The sequence below is a fragment of the Desulfitobacterium dehalogenans ATCC 51507 genome (assembly GCF_000243155.2).
Classification (GTDB): domain Bacteria; phylum Bacillota; class Desulfitobacteriia; order Desulfitobacteriales; family Desulfitobacteriaceae; genus Desulfitobacterium; species Desulfitobacterium dehalogenans.
On sequence record NC_018017.1, the window covers coordinates 1927250 to 1945290 of the forward strand.

17 protein-coding genes and 1 pseudogene are annotated in these 18041 nt (G+C 45.9%); 12 read left to right on the forward strand and 6 right to left on the reverse strand.

The genetic code is table 11. The annotated features are described in order from the left end of the window. Nucleotides 1-32: 32 nt before the first annotated feature. A complete protein-coding gene (locus tag DESDE_RS09260) occupies nucleotides 33-1199 on the reverse strand; it encodes a cation diffusion facilitator family transporter (protein ID WP_014793776.1) in 1167 nt (388 codons plus the stop codon). 222 nt (nucleotides 1200-1421) lie between these two features. On the opposite strand from DESDE_RS09260, the gene DESDE_RS09265 reads away from it, so the two are divergent. The 3 genes from DESDE_RS09265 (at nucleotide 1422) to DESDE_RS09275 (ending at nucleotide 4285) form a co-directional block, all read left to right on the forward strand. Beyond that, nucleotides 1422-2321 (forward strand): DUF2156 domain-containing protein, encoded by a 900-nt coding sequence (locus DESDE_RS09265; protein ID WP_014793777.1) that lies wholly within the window; start codon nucleotides 1422-1424, stop codon nucleotides 2319-2321. 83 nt (nucleotides 2322-2404) lie between these two features. Next, nucleotides 2405-3334, forward strand: a complete 930-nt coding sequence (locus tag DESDE_RS09270) for a GNAT family N-acetyltransferase (protein ID WP_014793778.1) — start codon at nucleotides 2405-2407, stop codon at nucleotides 3332-3334. A gap of 93 nt (nucleotides 3335-3427) precedes the next feature. Continuing rightward, entirely contained in the window at nucleotides 3428-4285 is an 858-nt protein-coding gene (locus tag DESDE_RS09275) for a DegV family protein (RefSeq protein ID WP_014793779.1), read from the forward strand. Here the strand turns inward: DESDE_RS09275 and DESDE_RS09280 are convergent. Then, complete coding sequence (locus DESDE_RS09280) at nucleotides 4261-5163, reverse strand: class I SAM-dependent methyltransferase (RefSeq protein ID WP_014793780.1); 903 nt, start codon at nucleotides 5161-5163, stop codon at nucleotides 4261-4263. The two genes, DESDE_RS09275 and DESDE_RS09280, sit on opposite strands and share 25 nt — an antisense overlap. A 126-nt stretch (nucleotides 5164-5289) precedes the next feature. Between DESDE_RS09280 and plsY the strand changes: the two are divergent. The 3 genes and pseudogenes from plsY (at nucleotide 5290) to mscL (ending at nucleotide 7958) form a co-directional block, all read left to right on the forward strand. Continuing rightward, nucleotides 5290-5871, forward strand: a pseudogene (gene plsY, locus DESDE_RS09285) (glycerol-3-phosphate 1-O-acyltransferase PlsY). After that, nucleotides 5871-7505, forward strand: coding sequence for an aminotransferase class V-fold PLP-dependent enzyme (locus DESDE_RS09290; RefSeq protein WP_014793781.1), 1635 nt, complete (start codon nucleotides 5871-5873; stop codon nucleotides 7503-7505). The pseudogene plsY and the gene DESDE_RS09290 overlap by 1 nt, the downstream one beginning before the upstream one ends. Nucleotides 7506-7508: 3 nt before the next feature. After that, a complete protein-coding gene (gene mscL, locus DESDE_RS09295; RefSeq protein ID WP_014793782.1) occupies nucleotides 7509-7958 on the forward strand; it encodes a large conductance mechanosensitive channel protein MscL in 450 nt (149 codons plus the stop codon). 53 nt (nucleotides 7959-8011) lie between these two features. Here the strand turns inward: mscL and DESDE_RS21910 are convergent, their stop codons facing one another. Further along, complete coding sequence (locus DESDE_RS21910) at nucleotides 8012-8281, reverse strand: hypothetical protein (protein ID WP_162470824.1); 270 nt, start codon at nucleotides 8279-8281, stop codon at nucleotides 8012-8014. A 590-nt stretch (nucleotides 8282-8871) separates the two neighbouring features. After that, a complete protein-coding gene (locus DESDE_RS09300; protein ID WP_014793783.1) occupies nucleotides 8872-9786 on the reverse strand; it encodes an RluA family pseudouridine synthase in 915 nt (304 codons plus the stop codon). Nucleotides 9787-9925: 139 nt separating this feature from the next. Here DESDE_RS09300 and DESDE_RS09305 point away from each other — a divergent pair, with 139 nt between their 5' ends. From DESDE_RS09305 to DESDE_RS09330, 6 genes are all read left to right on the forward strand, one after another. Continuing rightward, nucleotides 9926-11038 carry an aminopeptidase gene (locus DESDE_RS09305; RefSeq protein WP_014793784.1) on the forward strand — a complete coding sequence of 371 codons (1113 nt, stop codon included), beginning with the start codon at nucleotides 9926-9928 and terminating at the stop codon, nucleotides 11036-11038. A gap of 132 nt (nucleotides 11039-11170) precedes the next feature. Further along, nucleotides 11171-12052 carry a diacylglycerol/lipid kinase family protein gene (locus tag DESDE_RS09310; RefSeq protein ID WP_014793785.1) on the forward strand — a complete coding sequence of 294 codons (882 nt, stop codon included), beginning with the start codon at nucleotides 11171-11173 and terminating at the stop codon, nucleotides 12050-12052. 159 nt (nucleotides 12053-12211) lie between these two features. Continuing rightward, nucleotides 12212-13795 (forward strand): tRNA nucleotidyltransferase/poly(A) polymerase-related protein, encoded by a 1584-nt coding sequence (locus tag DESDE_RS09315; RefSeq protein WP_174270164.1) that lies wholly within the window; start codon nucleotides 12212-12214, stop codon nucleotides 13793-13795. A 63-nt stretch (nucleotides 13796-13858) separates the two neighbouring features. Continuing rightward, nucleotides 13859-14512 carry a flavin reductase gene (locus tag DESDE_RS09320; RefSeq protein WP_041917248.1) on the forward strand — a complete coding sequence of 218 codons (654 nt, stop codon included), beginning with the start codon at nucleotides 13859-13861 and terminating at the stop codon, nucleotides 14510-14512. Nucleotides 14513-14656: 144 nt separating this feature from the next. Then, on the forward strand, nucleotides 14657-15709 hold the full coding sequence (gene queG, locus DESDE_RS09325; RefSeq protein ID WP_014793788.1) for a tRNA epoxyqueuosine(34) reductase QueG: 1053 nt from the start codon (nucleotides 14657-14659) through the stop codon (nucleotides 15707-15709). 192 nt (nucleotides 15710-15901) lie between these two features. Continuing rightward, nucleotides 15902-16270 (forward strand): YkvA family protein, encoded by a 369-nt coding sequence (locus DESDE_RS09330; protein WP_014793789.1) that lies wholly within the window; start codon nucleotides 15902-15904, stop codon nucleotides 16268-16270. A 345-nt stretch (nucleotides 16271-16615) separates the two neighbouring features. Here DESDE_RS09330 and DESDE_RS09335 read toward each other — a convergent pair whose 3' ends face one another. Together DESDE_RS09335 and DESDE_RS09340 are read right to left on the reverse strand one after the other, a co-directional pair. Continuing rightward, nucleotides 16616-17038: a hypothetical protein gene (locus tag DESDE_RS09335; protein ID WP_014793790.1), complete on the reverse strand. Its 423-nt coding sequence runs from the start codon at nucleotides 17036-17038 to the stop codon at nucleotides 16616-16618. Between the two features lie 208 nt (nucleotides 17039-17246). Then, nucleotides 17247-17942, reverse strand: a complete 696-nt coding sequence (locus DESDE_RS09340; RefSeq protein WP_014793791.1) for a DUF421 domain-containing protein — start codon at nucleotides 17940-17942, stop codon at nucleotides 17247-17249. Between the last annotated feature and the right edge of the window lie 99 nt (nucleotides 17943-18041).

Sequence of the window (18041 nt, forward strand, 5' to 3'; positions counted from 1 at the left end):
TTGATCACGCTCCAATCTCTATTGGTATAATCTTAAACTAAAGCGGTGACTGAATTAACAATAACGTTAAGCAGGGGGTCTTTTTCTTTTAGTTTATGAATAATATCCTTTCGGATAGTATCGGCATCGGGTACCTGGGGAGAAGGAACGGATAATTCAAAGATCACGTTCATACAGCGATAGCCTATGGTCATACGGATATTATGTGCGGCAAAGGAGCTATTTACTTCCTTTAGAGCGGATTTAACCATCTCCTTCATCGCATTAATTTTTTCTTCATCAGTAGTAATGGGATCGATATGAATGACAATAGTGATGTTCAATTCCTCAGAGATGCGCTTTTCAAGGTCGTCAATAATCATGTGGGCGTCGACACTATTCACAGTGTCCAGGATTTCCGCATGAATGGAGGCAATGGTTCGGCCTGGGCCATAATCATGAACTTTTAAATCATGGGTCCCTACAATGTACATTCCTTCACTGACCATATCCTTAACTTGATTAGCCAGTTCGGTATTGGGGGAAGAGCCCAATAAGATATTGATCGTTTCTTTGGCGATAGTATACCCTGAATAAAGGATGAAAAGGGAGATGAGAAGACCCATGTATCCGTCAATGGCGAGGCCAAAATAATGACCAATCAGTGTGGAGAGGATGACAGCACTGGTGGCCAAGGCGTCATTGAGACTGTCATAAGCAGTGGCCCTATTTATTCCCGAATTAATGATATTCCCGATGGTGCGGTTATAGGAGAACATCCAGATTTTTAAGGCTACGGAAAAAAGGAGAATAACCAAAGAAATCCAACTGAAAATGACCACATCTGGATGAAGGATCTTATTGAAGGAGTTTTTGAGAAGTTCGAAGCCTACCATAAAGATAATAAAAGCAACAACCAGGGAAGAGATGTATTCTATTCTGCCGTGGCCAAAGGGGTGCTCTATATCCGGTGGTCGGTTGCTCATTTTCGCTGCGATGATGGCGATGATGGAGGAGCCGCAATCGGAGAGGTTATTAAAGGCGTCGGAAATAACGGCGATACTGTTCATAAAAATCCCCAGCAAAAGCTTAAGTATAAATAAAATCAGGTTGCAGATGATACCTAATACTCCCGCTAAGACTCCATATCTCTCACGAACCCGCTTGTCTGAGATGTTGTCATATTGAGGAATAAAGCGATGAATGATGAACTTGATCAATGGTTTACCCCTTTCCTAAGCGGATGCTTCAAGGCATAGCATCCCAAAGATTTGTCACTTTGATTCGAAGAAGAAATGAGGTATTATAGAAAGGTATTATAATGGAAGTGTCCTAAGGAAAGTATAGATTAAGATTCTAGACATCGGTAAGTTGTTCCTATAATATAATAATATCATGCTCAAGATAATTACAAAAATAGCAGTACATAAGGTGGATAAAACATGATTGACTTTAAAAAGGTAGAGATAAGCGATAAAGAGTGGGTCAAACCGCTGCTCAGAGCCTCGGATCTTAGCGGCTGTCATCAAAATTTTACGAACTTATTCTCATGGTCGGAGACTTATCATTATCAGGTGGCTAAAGTGAATGATTACCTCGTTGTCAAAGGACGGCTCGAAGAAACCTATTATTATTTTTATCCGGCAGGCACCGGTGATGTTCAACCGGTCCTGGAAGAAATGAAAAAAGATGCCCAGGAAAATAACCATGAATTTATTGTGCTGGGAATTTCCCTGGAAAATATGGCGACTTTAAAAGAAGTGTATCCTGAGCATTTTGAATATGAGGAAATGCGGGATAGCTTTGATTATGTCTATCAGGCTGAAAAATTGGCTTCCCTGGCCGGAAGAAAGCTGCAAGCCAAACGAAACCATATCAATCGTTTCATCGCCAACACTACCTGGTCCTTCGAACTCATTACTCCGGAAAATCTGGCTGAATGCTGGGAAATGAACCTGGAATGGTGTCGGAAAAACGATTGTAAAGATGATGAACAGCTGAGAGCTGAATACTGTGCTGTAAAACGGGATTTTGATCACTTCAGGAATTTGGAACTCGAAGGGGGATTAATCCGCGCAGAGGGCAAGATCGTGGCCTTTACCATGGGGGAGCGGCTCAATTCCGATACTTATGTGGTACATGTAGAGAAAGCCTTCGGAGAGATTCAGGGAGCTTATCAAATCATTAACCGGGAGTTTGTGAGATGGATCAGGGAAACCTATCCGGATATTATCTATGTGAATCGGGAAGAGGACATGGGATATGAGGGCTTACGCAAGGCAAAACTATCCTATCACCCAGATAAAATGGAAGAGAAATTCTTAGCTCGGTATTTTGCTTAGGTAATTATATCATTGTATTTTTCCGCTCTGCTTAAACTGCGTTTAAGGGGAGCGGTTTGACTTTTCACGATAAGGAGATTTCTATGAAGGAAATGCGGCTGGCCCTTTGGTCCGATGTAGAGCGCCTTAAAGGTATCTGGAAGCTTTGCTTTGGGGATTCGGACTCCTTTATTGACTTTTATTTTACCCAGCGCTTCCAGCCGGAGCAGGTAGCAGTTTATCTTGTCGACCATGTCATTACGGCTATGCTTACCATGATTCCAGTCCAATGGCTGGAGGCCCATGAGGGGCAGAAAAGTATCCAGGGTTCTATGCTTTATGCCATTGGGACTCATCCGGATTTTCAGCACCGGGGGATTGCCACGGAGCTGATGGATTGGGCCTTAGCATACCTGGGGAAGCGGCAGATGGAATTGTGTGTACTGGTACCCGCAGAAGCGGAGTTATTTAACTTTTATGAGAGGCGAGGGTATCAGGCAGGATTTGCCCTCCGTGAAGCGGTATTGAACCGCAATGAGATTGAGGTAATGTGTGCATCCTCAGGCATTAATAGGGAGGACAGATCCGGGTTTGCGGTTTCGGCGGCTGCTCCCCAAGCCTATAACAGCATCCGCAACCAGCTTCTCCGGGGAGCAACCTATCTAGCCTACAGGGAAGAGGAGGTTGCGTATCAAAAGAAGATCTCCCGGCTTTCTGGAGCAGATCTCTACAAGTTCAATGTGGGGGAAGTTCAGGGGTGTGCCGCTGTTGAACGTTTGACTGGAGATAAGGTTTTGGTTAAGGAGTATCTGGTTCCTGAGGAGTTTTTTTGTCACGGATTGAAGGCCTTGGCCCATACTCTCCAGGCTCAGGAGTTCATTATCAGGACCCCTGCCCATGGGGGTCAGGTTATGGGGGGTCAAGTCCGATCCTTTGGAATGTTTAAAAGGATAAGTTCACGAGAGCTGGGACCCGTTCATCATCAGAATGAGATATTCGAAGAAAGAGCTTACCTCGGGCTTGCTTTCGACTAAATTAAACCCGCCTTTGGGACGGGTTTAATTCCTTTTTAACGTATTTTATTGTAATATTATATTCGATAGATTAAATATAGAGGAGATGAACAAATGGCTGTCCGTGTGTTAACCGATAGCACATGCTACATAGACGATGAAGCGAGAGAAGAATTGGACATAAGACGGGTGTCTTTGAATGTCTCTTTTGGTGATCAATCACTGCGGGAAAGCGATCTATCCAATGAAGAGTTTTATGAGATGATGGAAGCCAAGGGGATACCCACCTCTTCACAACCTTCTGTCGGTGAACTTTATCAGGAGATGGAAAAAGTGGTCTCGGCAGGTGAAAGCCTGTGCGGGATTTTCCTATCCTCGGATATGAGTGGAACTTTTTCTACAGCTCAATTGGTTAAAGAAATGATATTGGAAAAATATCCTGATGCCCAGATCGAAATCATTGATTCCCGCTCCAATTCCATGCAATTAGGATTTGCTGTTATACAGGGAGCTCGTGCAGCCAAAGCGGAGAAGAGTCTTGCTGAGGTCAAAGAGATTGTGCTGCAGAATATTAAACGTAGCCGTTTTTTGTTTATACCGGATAATCTGGATTATTTGAAAAAGGGTGGCCGTATCGGCGGAGCTGGTGCCTTAATCGGCAATCTGTTTAAAATTATTCCTATCCTGACGGTGGAAGAGGGGAAGGTCCTTGTCCTGACCAAGGTGCGGCATAAGGAGAAAGCCGTGTTGGCTATGATTGATAAGATGCTTCAGGACATTGGCAAATATGGGTTGGGGGAGATTGCCGTTCACCATATCAATTGCCTCGATGAAGCTCAAGCTTTAGTGAAAAAGATTAAAGATACGGTCACTGCCAATATTAAGGTAATGCCTATCGGTCCGGTGATCGGACTCCATGTTGGCCCCGGAGCCATTGGGATCGTTTATTACACAGAAAATGATTTGCGGTGAGGAATTTTATCCTTAAAGATTTTAAGGTTATTAAGAAACCTTTCTTTAAGGGTGGGCTTTTTGGGCGGTTCAGGGGGTGTGGGTTTCCTGCCACAGATCAAGCCAAAACCGAAATACCCTTTATAGTTTTTCATAAAGTTGGCATTCTGCTGCAAGCGTCTGTATAGGCCCGGGTGACTGGAGACCTTTTGCACCAGATCCTTGACAAGCATCCAGTCTTTTTTCAGCTCGTTTAAGATGAGGTTGCTGTTGGTGTTTCGCAAAGCTTGGGGATTTTTGATTTCCACATCCTCAAACCCTGCTTCTGCCAGGGTTTTGCTCCATTCCTCAAAAGACAGGGGAGCGGTGCCTTTGCCATAACAGAACTCCATCTGAGAGCGAAGTTGGGGGGGCAGCTCATAGAGTAAAGCCATCTCCAGATCGGCAATCCGGCCTTCGGGCTTTAAGACACGAAAGAACTCTTTGTAGACTTTTTCTTTATCTAAGAAGACAGTAATGGATTCGCACATGACCCAATCAAAGTGATTGTCGGGAAAGGGGAGGCTGTTGACATCGGCTACCCTGAATTCCGCCAGATGAGCGACTTCTTCGTGCTCGGCTCTCTGCCGGGCTTTTTCGATCATTTGGGAGTTGATATCCACTCCGATGATTTTGCAGCCCTTGCTTTTGGCCAACTGACAAACTGTAAGGCCGCTGCCGCAACCTGCGTCAAGAATGAAATCTTCGGAGTTCACATCCATAACTTCCAGGTTTTTGATGGTGGCCGGAAATCCTCCTGGATGAGAGCTCCCAATGCCCAGCCAGGCTAAGAGCTCAAAGTAATTCATGTCTCCAACGGACTTGTTTTTTTCTATCGATCCATGTTGAATGGCTTCCATGCTACCCTTCCTTTCTCTTAACAGAAGGTAATAAACGGTAAGGAATATGGCAAGATATTCCATGCATGTGGTAGTATATTCCTGAAGGGGAAGAAATGAAGCTTAACCCTATGGAGGGAGACTGGGATGATCGACCTGTTCATGATTTGTGGCGCCTATCTCCTGGGGGGGATGAGCACCGGGTACTACCTTGTCAGACTGTGGCAAAAAGATGATGTTCGTAACTACGGGTCCGGTGCGACGGGGGCAACCAATGCGGGAAGAGTTCTGGGGAAGAAAGGATTTTTTCTTACCGTAATGGGTGATGCCCTCAAGGGAGCATTTCCACCGGCCTTATCCATGCTCTTGAATCTATCCCTGACTACCCTTATTCTTTGCCTGATTGCAGTAGTTGCCGGTCATATCTAGCCTCTGCAGCTGGGCTTGCGCGGGGGGAAGGGAGTGGCTCCGGCGCTGGGAGGAATACTGGTTATCGATCCAATCCTGGCTTTGACTGCTGTGGTGATCTTCCTGTTTGTCTTAGTCTTGACACGCCAATTTACCTTAAGCGGCTTAGTAGTGATTCTGGGTGCTCCCGTCCTATCCTTCATCATGGAGAGACCTATTGAGCAGTCTGCAGGTCTGGCTGTCCTGGCTATCCTCATTCTCTTTGCTCATCGGAAGAATATCCAGGAGATGGGGAAGAAAACATTGCAAAGGAGAAGGTAATGGCAAGAACGGATTTGAGATTTAAAATTGCCACTAGTAAAGAGGAATTTGAGCAAATCCATCACTTAAACTACAAAACCTTTGTCAAAGAAATTCCTCAACATGAAGCGAATAGCCAGGAAAGGCTGATCGATCCCTTTCACCCGGAAAATATCTACTGCATCTGTCTGCGTCGGGGGAAGCTTGTGGGGATGTTGGCTTGCCGGGATAAACGTCCTTTTTCGATCGATCGGAAATTAGAGGATTTAGATTCTTATCTGCCTCTCCATAGCTCAATCTGTGAAATTCGTCTATTGGCCGTGGAGAAGGATGTGCGGGGAACGCGAGTGCTGCTGGGTCTGATGAGTCTGCTTTTTGAGCATTGTCAAAAACAGGGCTACGACTTGGCTGTAATCTCTGGTACAGTACGGCAGTTGAAGTTATATAATCACCTGGGATTTAAACCCTTTGGCCCTCTGGTAGGGACAGCGGCGGCTTCTTATCAGCCCATGTACATTACACGAGAGCATCTAAGCCAAAAACTTATAGAATTGCTCGATACCTTCAGAAGCAAAGATGATTGGAGAGAAAGTGTGAATTTTCTTCCCGGGCCGGTCAGGATTCGTCAGGAGGTGCAAGAGGCCTTTAAGAGAGCTCCTTGCTCCCATCGGTCTGAGGAATTCTCGGCAGCTATGGCTGGGATCAAAAAGGATCTGACCCAATGGCTGAAGGCTCGACACGTCCAGATTCTGCTGGGATCAGGGACTTTGGCCAATGATGTGGTGGGGGCTTATCTATTCGCCATGATGGGCAAGAAAAAAGGCCTGGTTCTCAGCAACGGAGAGTTCGGGAACCGCTTGCTGGATCAGGCACGACGGGCAGGTCTCAATTTTGAAGAACACGCCATTCCCTGGGGGAAAGGGTTCGATTATAAGGAAATCGAAAAGCGGCTGGATAAAAGGGATGACCCGCTTCAGTGGCTCTGGGCAGTTCATCTGGAAACCTCCACAGGGGTGCTCAATGATTTGCCAAGGCTGAAGGATCTTTGCTGCCAACATCAAATCGCTCTGGCTGTGGATTGCGTGAGTTCCATCGGTGCTGTACCTATGGACTTAAGCGGGGTCTATCTGGCTTCAGGAGTTAGTGGCAAAGCGCTCTGCTCCTATCCTGGGCTGAGCTTTGTCTGCTATAATCAGGTGCTCAAAGGCGGAACATTGCCCCGTTATATGGATCTGGAGTTATATCAACAGTCGGAGGGGGTTCCTTTTACCCAATCCTCCAATCTCGTCTATGCTTTGCAACAGGCCTTAGAGTATGCAGTGGATAGAGATATGAGCATTAATCAAAGACTGGGGGAGTGGCTCAGGGCTAAGCTGCAGGAACTTGGAATTCAGGTATTGGCCTCTGCTGAAGAGGCCGCCCCGAATGTTCTTACCCTGGTACTGCCTCAAGGAATCAGGTCCATAGAATGTGGTGACAAATTGGAAAAAGAGGGCTATGCTCTCAGCTATCGCAGCTCTTATCTTCGCCAGCGTAATTGGATTCAAGTCTGCTTAATGGGGGAGTATGAACCAGAGGAAATTCAGGCATTTCCGGAAGTCCTCGGGCAATGTATGAAGAAATTAGGATTAAGAGATAGTAAAGAGGGGGAATAGACAATGTGGAAAGAATTTAAAGAGTTTGCTATGAAGGGGAATGTCATCGATCTGGCTGTGGGTGTCATTATCGGAGGTGCCTTTGGCAAAATCGTGACTTCTTTAGTCAATGATGTAATTATGCCTGTAGTGGGTCTTCTCTTGGGTCAAGTGGATTTTTCCAATGCCTTTATTACTCTGGGAGATGGGGATTTTGCCACTGTCGCAGATGCTCAGACCGCCGGTGTCCCTACTCTGAATTACGGATTATTCATTAATAATATAGTGGATTTTCTCATCATTGCTTTCACTATTTTTATTTTGATTAAGCAGATAAACCGCTTTAATAGACGGAAAGAAGTCAAAGAAGAGGTGGTGGAGGAAGCAACCACCAAGCCTTGTCCGTATTGTTATGTGGAAATACATAAGGATGCTACACGGTGCCCTCATTGCACTTCGGTCTTAGGGGATTGATTATCTCCAGGATTTTGCTTTCGGCGTTCACTCCATAAGCTGCGCGGAGCAATCTAATCGCTCAAGACCTCCGCTGCGTCGGGTACACCTGCGCCGCTAAGCAGTCTCTGTGGCATGGCGGCTTGGGCGAAACCCTCGCCCGGGTTTCGTGGCCAAATCGGCTCCTCGAAAGCACTGCTTTCGCACTTGTTCTCAATGGCTGGTTGGAAACGTCCTGTTTCCAACCCGACTCCGCTGCAGTCTTTTCGCGAAGATTGCTTACCTGCTCGCTTAGAATCCGTTCTCTGCCTTAAAGCAAAATCCTTGGGCTGTCTTTCGGGCAAGGGAGGCGTGGATGTAGGATAAAGCTATACAACCTGAGCCATCTTTTCATCATCTGCTGGTGCTATGTCAGCGGCATGGTTGGCTATTCTGAAAATAACCCCCGAAAAGACCTAAAAAAGAGTCGAAAAAAGACCCGCCAGCGTAGCTTTGCGCACAAGAGCGAACGATTTTCACTGTGTATAAGGCAGCTAAGGCTTCTGCTTCGCTTCACTCACCATAAGCCAAGCTTTCTTTAAGCGGAGGGGTGGTTGGGTCAACGAGGCTTTCTTAACATAGCGGAGCCACTGGTTCACATCAGGTATTACCCGGAGGTTTGGCGTCGAAAGTGTCCAGTGGACAGTTTCGCTCAAGGCGGCATTCCCCAAAGAACGCTTATCCGCCGCAGATGCTGTTAAGAAAGCGAGTTGACCAACCCTGGAGCTATTGAGTACGTGAGCTCCGATGAAGAAAGCCTCCGGTGGAGGGTTTCAGGAGCTCACGCCCGAAGGTGCGTTGTGCGTAAAGCTACTACCTGACCCGGATCACGTTTTTCACCCCCTGCTAGTACCGTCTGAGCAGCGTGGTGGGCTATTTTGAAGGTGTGGAGCGATCAGGCATTGAAGGAACGTAGTCCCCTCAGAAGCTGCAGTAAATCCTCGGGAAGAGGAGCCTGGATGGAAGTCAGTTCACCGGTCAGGGGATGATTAAACTCATAGATGGAGGAGTGAAGTGCTTGGCGATCGATCCTTGCCAAACTGCCTCCATAGAGGTCGTCCCCTAAAAGGGAATGCCCCAAGTGTTGACAATGGACCCGAATCTGGTGGGTGCGGCCGGTTTCCAGGATAAATTCCAGCAAAGAGGCGTCTTGATAACGCTCTAAAACTCTATAGTGAGTGACTGCGGGTGAGCCCTCCAGGGAAATCTGTCTTTGCATAAAGCTGCCGGGAGCGAGGGCAATGGGGGCATTGATGACACCCTGGTCCTCTTTCACCTGTCCTTCGACGATTCCCAAATAGCATTTATGAATGCGTCGGTGAGTATGCTGCCAAGCCATTTGTTGGTGGGCGAATTGATTTTTCCCTACCACCACTACTCCCGAGGTGTTGCGATCAATGCGGTGAATGGGGCGAAAGGGACGCGCTTCTCCTTGGGCCAGCCAATAGCCTACGACGGCGTTGCCTATGGTTCCTGTAGGATAGCGGGGAGTGGGATGAACGACTTGCCCGGCGGGCTTATTGACAGCCAGAAAATAATCATCTTCATAAAGAATCTCCAGGGGCAGGTCCTCACCGGGGATACTGTTGGTCTCCGGGGTTTGGAGTTGAACGGCCAGGATCTCACCGGCTTTGCCCCGGGCTGTCAGAAAAGTGAATACTCCGTTAACCCAGACCCGCTCTTCCGCCTGCTTCAGATGCTGGATTAACTTACGGGAGAAATGGAATTTGCGAAAGAGGATTTCCTGGTATTTCTGCCCATCATCCTGGGGCTGAAGAGTATAGGTCCAAAGGTCTTGCTCATTGTTCATGGATGCCGCTCCTCTATACTGTAGTTTGAGCCTTGAGAAAGGTATTTTCATAAGGACTATAGAATGATTACAGAGATATGGCCCAAGTTATCATAAACGAGGCACATAAAAAAAGATCAAGAGAAAGAAGGCAATATCATTGAAAGATCCACGGATGGAAAAACTAGCACAATCCATTATTAACTACGCCATTAAATTGAAGCCGGGGGAAAAAGTCCTGATTGAGGTCAATGGTTTAGAGATTCCACTGGCTCAGGCCTTGGTGAAATATGCCTATGAGGCGGGAGGCCATCCTTTTTTACATGTTAATAATAATACCCTATTGCGTGAGCTTTTAAAAGGAATGACCGAAGAGCAGGCCCAAGCCATGGCTCGTTGGGATTTGGCCAGGATGAAAGAGATGGATGCCTTTGTGGGTATCAGAGCAGGGGAAAACGCCAATGAGCTTTCTGATGTCCCCGGTGACAAGATGAGCATCTATCAAAAAGAGTACCAAAGAACGGTAACGGATCATCGGGTATCGCATACCAAATGGGTGGTGATGCGTTATCCCAATGCCTCCACGGCACAATTAGCCAATACCAGTATAGAAGCCTTTGAAGATTTCTATTTTAACGTATGCAATTTGGATTACGCAAAGATGTCCAAGGCTATGGACCCTTTGGTAGAACTTATAGAACGGACGGACAAAGTACGGATTACCGGTCCTGGGACGGACTTGACCTTCTCCATCAAAGGGATGAAAGGGATTAAATGCGATGGCCATATCAATATTCCCGATGGGGAAGTCTATACAGCACCTCTCCGGGAATCCGTTAATGGACGGATTTCCTACACTATAGCAGCCTTGTATCAAGGTTTTACCTATGAAAATATCGTGCTGGAATTTAAGGATGGCAAGATAGTTAAGGCCACAGCCAACGACACTGAACGCATCGAGGAGATTTTCAATACGGATGAAGGAGCCCGTTATATCGGGGAGTTTGCCATTGGGGTCAATCCTTACATCCTCCATCCTATGAAGGATACTCTTTTCGACGAGAAGATCGACGGAAGCTTCCATTTCACTCCGGGAAACTGCTACGATGATTGCTATAATGGCAATAAATCTGCCATCCATTGGGATTTGGTATGCATTCAGCGCCCGGAGTACGGCGGCGGAGAAATGTACTTCGACGATGTTTTGATTCGCAAGGATGGACGCTTCGTGATTCCCGAACTACAGGGGCTCAACCCGGAAAACCTAAAATAGGGCTATATTGAGAGAATAGTTGATATACTAATACTATAGTTTAAGTATCTCTCCCAAGTAGATAGGGTTAATCCTATTCCCATGGAGCAAGGGTTTCATGTGAGTTTTTGGTTACCAAAGGAGATATGTTCAATGAATAGGAAGAAGCTTCGCCTAATCTATAATCCCTATGCGGGTCGTCGTCGCTTAATCCAGGAGATGGATACGGCCATTCGCGTGTTTCAGGAAGGAGGATATGAAGTCACTGTTCATAGGACAGAATCTCCCACTGATATTGAGTACACTTCTTCCCTGAGCACGGATGTGGAATGCTTGGTTATTGCTGGAGGAGACGGCAGTATTCATCAGGCGGTCAATGGGTTGATGAAGATACCTTCCTCCCAGCGCCCGGTTTTGGGCATCCTGCCTGTAGGAACAGCCAATGATTTGGCTTTCGGACTTCGTCTGCCGCAGAAAATTTCTGAGGCCTGTAAGGTTATTGTTCAGGGCTCCCCTTTTGAGATGGATTTGGGAGAGGTTAATGAACGTTATTTTGTCAATGTGTTTAGTGCCGGTTTACTGACCGATGTCTCTCCAAAGGTGGATGTGCATATCAAAAACCGCTTAGGTCAGTTGGCCTACTATTTAAAGGGCATCGAGACCTTACCCACCTATCGCCCCTTCAAGGTTGAGTATGAGCTGAATGGAATCACTATCAACGAAGAAGCTATGCTCATTCTGGCGGTCAATGGGATTTCTGTAGGCGGGTTTAGACAATTGGTCCCCAAAGCTTCCCTAATCGATGGAAAACTGGATTTTGTCATCGTCCGTCATAGCGGCTGGCCTGATACCATGCGCATGCTTCTTCACTTAGTGGGCGGAGGTAAAATGAGCAGCGATCAAATCGTTCAATTCCAGACTTCAGAGCTTAAAGTGTTTACTGAGCGGCCTGTTTTCTCAGATTTAGATGGGGAGTGGGGACCGGACAGCCCTTGGGAGATTAAGATAGGTCCCAAGCTTACCGTGCTTTGTTAAGGGGCCCCTGCGGGTCCCTTTTTTGCACTGTCAGAAAGTATAAGCTTGCGCTATATACTTTCTAAGCATAAGGGCAACTAGGCAGCCGCCTTCACCAGAGGCTTGGCGCCAGCCAAGTTTTCTTTACACTCTATGATTTTCATGCCAAAAGGGGGGGGGATGGATATGGACTCATTTCAGGAAGAAATAATTGAAAAGATATCCGCTATAGCCCCCTTTTACATAGTAGGTGGAACCGTCCGGGATCAGTTGCTCAATCGCTCCAGCAAGGATGTGGATGGAATTATTCCCATGGACTTGGACGAAGTGGAAAAATACTTGCTGGAGTGGGGGTATCATCCCCTGAAAATAGGAGCAAAACATCAAACCCTTAGTGTGTTTCGGCGAGGAGAGCGTATTGATATTAACTCTTTTGGCGGCGACCTTAAGGTGGATGCTTTAAGAAGGGACTTTACCATCAATGCGATATTTCAAGACGCCCGAACCGGAGAATTGATTGATCCTCTCCAGGGAAGAAAGGATCTGGAAAATAAACTTCTGCGGGCTTGTGGCAATCCTCGGGAGCGATTTATAGAGGATCCTGTTCGGATTCTCCGCTTGGTGCGTTTCAGTGTTCAATATGGAATGGAAATCGAAGAGGAAACCTTTAGGGCGGCTCAGAGTCTTTTAGCTGGGTTAAGAAATGTGGCCAGTGAGCGAACTTCTGAAGAATTGAGCCGGATCTTAACCCTGGATGACCCGGCAGCGGGTATTCGTCTGCTGGACGAGCTGGGGTACCTGACACTATTTTTGCCGGAGCTGGCCAGGTTACAGGGTTTAGCCCAGAACCGTTATCATACAAAGGATGCCTGGGAGCACACCTTACAGGTGCTGGCCAATACTCCGTCACAGCTTATTCTGCGCTTGGCCGGACTTTTTCATGATCTGGGAAAATGGGAAGTGGCCAGCCGGGAATGTTATGTCTGGGGAAAATGCTGCGCAGAGGATCATGGATATTATATCGGAGAGTTTCAGATTCTCGGGCGTCAGCTGCATCGCTATCACGGAGACTATGTAGAGGTACATGGAACCCGCTTGGATCATTATCCTCAGATCATTCAAGTAAAGCGTATTCGCAGGGACCCTTCTTGCCGAAGGGGATTTGAATGGGTTCGGGACGGAAAACGCCATTTTCTTGGCCATGAGAAAGAAAGCGGACGCCTTGCCCGCCGGATTTTATCCCGTTTTCGCTTTTCTATGGTTTTAGGAAAAGAAGGTGAGGGCGGAGAAAAGGATCTGGTATGGCTGGTAGAAAACCATATGAGTGGGACTTTGAATTTTTTATCGGAACTTCGCGGCGAAGGTAATACCATGCTGTTGAACCATAAAATGAGAGGGTTCGTCTGGGAGAAAGGATGGGACGGCCGATCCTATCGCTTGGAAAGAGTTTGTCAGTTTTTGGAACTATGGCGGGCTGATTTTTATGGAGGGAAGAAACGGGAGCCCAGGGAGGAAAAAATCTTCAACGAACTCTTAGGAAAGCTTCAGGATACAAGCTGTGCAGTACAAAAACGTCACCAGGAACTGGTGTGGGATGAATTGGAGAAATTTGCCCAGGAGCACAAGATCAAGGGAAGGGAATGGGGAGACTTTAAAGAGAGCTTAAGAAGGGCGCTTGTTGTCAGCGTCGATTGGATTCCCCTTACCATGGAATTTCTGGAGAAGGAATACAAACATTTTAAAGGAAAAGAAAAAAGATATTGACCAATTAATGGTTAATGCAATATGCTTAATGAAATTATGGAAGAGAGAAAGAGAGTGAAGGGTATGAGTACAAAATGGAGATGTGTGATCTGCGGTTATATTCATGAAGGAGAGAATCCTCCAGAAAGTTGTCCCCTTTGTGGAGCAGGCCCGGATCAATTTGAAAAGCTCGAAGGAGCAGAACAGCCTGAAGTCCAAGCAAAGCAGAACACGAACCAGCCTGCAGCGGCAGCACCGGCTTTGGAGAGGGAACAAGCCATTATTCAGGCCCTCTACAGTATTTCTTATGGACTGTTTATCATTACGGCCCATGCCGATGGTATGGATAATGGACAATGCGCCAATACCTGTTTCCAAATCACAGCTGAGCCCCCGCGGATAGCGATCGGTATCAATAAGAACAACTATACTCATGAGCTCATCAGCACAAGCGGTCAATTCGGGGTGTCTGTCCTGAATCAGCAAGGTCATGATTATGTTCGGCGTTTTGGTTATCGCTCCGGACGGGATGGGAGTAAATTTGCGGACTTTCCCGATGTTCATCGGGGTCCATCTGGAATTCTCCTGCTGGACAATGCCGTAGCGACCTTGGAAGCAGAAGTCATCGGTCAACTGGATGCCGGGACCCATACCCTGTTCCTGGGAGAGGTCAAAAATGCAGAAGTTCGGCAAAAGGCCGAGCCCATGACTTATGCCTATTTTAGAGCCACTAAGTAAACATGGTATTAAATCCATTGATTTGAGATTTATCATGAAATGAAATAAAATAAGATTATTCAAGAGAGAAGTAAGGACTTTGAATAGATGGATTCAGAGTCCTTTGTTCCGTTAGCGAAGGATTTATAGAGAGGGGGGATTTCGGTGGAGGAAAAAGAAGGGGCACTATGGAAAGAGCGTATACGACATTTGGCTTTAGAGTCAGGTTTTGCTGCTGTAGGGTTTACCCATGCCGAACCTATTGAAGGGTTGTACGGATTTTTGGAGGAGCGCAGTGCTCAAGGTTATCATACATCTTTTGAGGAGAAGGAACTCCGAAAAAGAGTGGATCCTAAAGCAATTTGGCCGGCCTGTGAGACCGTGGTGGTTTTGGCCTATCCTCTGGCTTATTCGAGTCCGCCCCAAAGGGGAGAAGGGGTTCTGGCTAGATCGGCGGTGGGAGAGGATTATCATAGTCAGGTTAGGAGAGCCTTGTGCCGATTGGCCGATTCCCTTGGGGAAGCAGGGTGGAGGGGAGAAAACCCTCAAACCCAGGTGGATACAGGCCCCCTTAATGAACGGGCTTTAGCCGCCAGGGCTGGGCTGGGGTGGATAGGGAAGAATCAGCAGTTGATTGTTCCCGGGGTTGGTTCTTTTGTGGCCTTAGGGTTAATGCTCTTAGATAGAGCTTTACCGCCGGATGAACCTCTTGATGGTCAATGCGGAAATTGTACGCGATGCATTGCAGTTTGCCCGGCACAAATTTTAGGGGCAATGCATTTTCGAGCCAATCAATGTCTTTCTTACCTGACCCAAAGCAAGGAGCCTTTAACAGAGCAGCAAAGAGCGGCCTTAGGCAATCGGATCTTTGGGTGTGATACCTGCCAGGAAGCCTGTCCTCATAACCGATTAAGATTGGCTGGGGAAGAGGAACCCATCGACCTGGATAAGGTCAAGGGTGATAGTCAAGCAGAGTTGAGGAAGGAAGGACGGAGGGGAGTGGACCTCTGGGAAACCCTGAACCTAACTAAAAGTCAATTCAATCAACAATGGAGAGGGACAGCAGCTGGATGGAGGGGAAAGGGGATACTCCAAAGGAATGCTTATATTGCCTTAAAGAATCTACAGGACCCTCGTCTGCAAAGCTGGGTGGAAGAACGAGCTGAGCAGGACATCCCTAAGCTAGTCCAACCTTATTTTGACAGGGCAGATAAGTAGTATGTACTCTAAAGGCGATTTTGATCTGTTTCATTTAAGAAGATTCATAAGTATATTCGGTGATATTTACGAATGGGCCGGCGAACTTTAGGTCAGTCGGTATGGGTTTTGCCCATGTGCGAAAAGAATGAGGCTTTCGCGCTGGAAATTTCAAATACTCATGATGAAATTGCTTAATAAAGGGGAAAATCCATGACCTTAAAAGAAAGAGCAAAAAAGTTAAAAAAGGATATTCCCGCAGTGTTTCTCTCTTTAAAGAAAAAGGAAACGCCGGTACTTGCAAAAATATGCGCAGGGTTTACCATCGTTTACGCTTTATCGCCCATTGACATTATTCCAGATTTTATTCCGGTGCTCGGTTATCTGGATGATTTAATTATCCTGCCCATGCTAGTGGCGTTGACGATCAAGCTGATTCCCCATGACGTTTTTGAGCAATGTCGAAATGAATCCGAAGGACTATGGCAGGGCGGAAAGCCGAAAAAATGGTATTATGCTCTACCCATTGTTGCTCTTTGGTTAGTCATTTTATATTTGATTGTAAAAGCAATATGGTTTTAATCTGTACCACATAAAAATAGCATAGTTCGAGGAATAGGCATTGCTACCACAAAGTCGATGACTCATTATCTGTTCCACTAATTTGCATGGTAGAAATTGAATAACAAGTATGAAACTGAACAGAAACTTGTGATGAGGAAGCGGCTAAAATAAATCAGCGTTTCATATAGTTTTCCGCGTTCATTTTAGTTCTGAATACATAGTATAAGCTTAATATGAAGCAGTCAAATTCCAGTTTATAGTTTAAACTTAAGAAAGACATTCCCTGCTCGAAAAGTCTTTTTTTACTATTATTCCATATGAAAAAAGGGACTATGCAGAGCACAGTCCTTTTTTGACTCCTGATTAAACGCCGGCCAGGAATTTATGGAGCTTATGAATACCGTTGCCGAGCAGCATCATCGGGCAGGCCACGGCAGGTTCCAGACCTGCCTTACGGCACGTTTCAATATCTGCCGGCTCGACGTCCTTTTTACTGTGAAACAGAACTCTCTGGACGCCGTTTTCTTTCATGACCGTGATCCATGGCGCGATCTTGCCTTTCGCGAGGTAAATGTACGCGCATTTTGGTACTCTGGACAGCTCGTCAAAACTTTTATAGATTTTGATGTCCAGATCACCGGTCGTATCGGCATTCATGGCGTAGACCCGTATGTTGTTTTTCACAAAAGCCGATAGGATCATCTTCATCGAAGGATCTTTTTGGAGCGGATAACCGAGGATTAATACCTCGTTGCCGCTGAAAAACTCTTTTGTCAGCTTGGCCATTTTCATCCCCCCTTTGCATTCATGCAAAATGAAGTTCCCTTACTTTTTCCCCATTCTGGAATCTTTCTGTTCTTCGCTTTTCTTCTGAGACAAATCTTATACTATGGCAGCTTCCGTGTCAATAAATCCCAATAATGATGCCATCTATCGTAGAAAAGCTCTATCGGCACCTCTTCTACTCAATCATCACACTAGAAATAAATATATATTAAGGGGAAGTACCTTCTTTATAATATTTGTCAATAAAGAGTTGGCCGTCACTCTGAATTTCAGCATAAAATACTTCACTGACTGAATCGATCCCAGCTTTTCTTAGTTCCTGATATACCCACTGGTAACTGAGGTCATACTCCAAAAGGGTTTTTTTAACTATTTTACCTTCAATAATAATCTCGGTTGGAATATGTAAACTCTTTGTCTGCGGAATGTTCATATCTTGTTTAGTAACGGTTTGGTGTGCCTGCTTTTTGTACACGCTAAGTTTACCATCAGTTTCAATTATCGCGTAGTCTACTTCTTTGAGCGAAAAAACATTGTTATTTCTAAGCATTGTCATTAAGTGGTCCAAACTTAATCTCATCCTGGACATAACCTTTGGTTGAATTTTTCCTTTTTTAATAACAATAGTCGGCTCCCCACTTAAAATTTTTCTGAGCTTTACTGACTTTAAACTGATAAACTCAACCAAAATGGTTAATGCGGTCCAAAGAATCAAACTGACTAAACCTTCCATCGTCTTTACTGTTTTGTCACTTGCAAGTCCTGCGGCAATATTCCCAAAAGTTATGCCTGTAATATAATTAAAAAAAGTAAGATGGCTGAGTTGTTTTTTTCCTAAAAGCCGGGTCAGGATTAATAGAGCAAAGAATGCCAATACTGTCCGCAAGAGAATGTCGTATTCCATATAGAATCTCCCTTATCTGGTTAAATCGATGTATTTAATAATATGGTTCCCAAAACCTTAAAATATGCTACTGCTGCCATATAAGGTTATTATTGGTAT

Excerpts from the sequence above, each read along its gene's own strand:
- DESDE_RS09265 (WP_014793777.1), top strand. The coding sequence starts at position 1,422 with ATGATTGACTTTAAAAAGGTAGAGATAAGCGATAAAGAGTGGGTCAAA.
- DESDE_RS09270 (WP_014793778.1), top strand. The coding sequence starts at position 2,405 with ATGAAGGAAATGCGGCTGGCCCTTTGGTCCGATGTAGAGCGCCTTAAA.
- DESDE_RS09275 (WP_014793779.1), top strand. The coding sequence starts at position 3,428 with ATGGCTGTCCGTGTGTTAACCGATAGCACATGCTACATAGACGATGAA.
- DESDE_RS09280 (WP_014793780.1), bottom strand. The coding sequence starts at position 5,163 with ATGGAAGCCATTCAACATGGATCGATAGAAAAAAACAAGTCCGTTGGA.
- DESDE_RS09290 (WP_014793781.1), top strand. The coding sequence starts at position 5,871 with ATGGCAAGAACGGATTTGAGATTTAAAATTGCCACTAGTAAAGAGGAA.
- mscL (WP_014793782.1), top strand. The coding sequence starts at position 7,509 with ATGTGGAAAGAATTTAAAGAGTTTGCTATGAAGGGGAATGTCATCGAT.
- DESDE_RS09300 (WP_014793783.1), bottom strand. The coding sequence starts at position 9,786 with ATGAACAATGAGCAAGACCTTTGGACCTATACTCTTCAGCCCCAGGAT.
- DESDE_RS09310 (WP_014793785.1), top strand. The coding sequence starts at position 11,171 with ATGAATAGGAAGAAGCTTCGCCTAATCTATAATCCCTATGCGGGTCGT.
- DESDE_RS09315 (WP_174270164.1), top strand. The coding sequence starts at position 12,212 with ATGGATATGGACTCATTTCAGGAAGAAATAATTGAAAAGATATCCGCT.
- DESDE_RS09320 (WP_041917248.1), top strand. The coding sequence starts at position 13,859 with ATGAGTACAAAATGGAGATGTGTGATCTGCGGTTATATTCATGAAGGA.
- DESDE_RS09330 (WP_014793789.1), top strand. The coding sequence starts at position 15,902 with ATGACCTTAAAAGAAAGAGCAAAAAAGTTAAAAAAGGATATTCCCGCA.
- DESDE_RS09335 (WP_014793790.1), bottom strand. The coding sequence starts at position 17,038 with ATGGCCAAGCTGACAAAAGAGTTTTTCAGCGGCAACGAGGTATTAATC.
- DESDE_RS09340 (WP_014793791.1), bottom strand. The coding sequence starts at position 17,942 with ATGGAATACGACATTCTCTTGCGGACAGTATTGGCATTCTTTGCTCTA.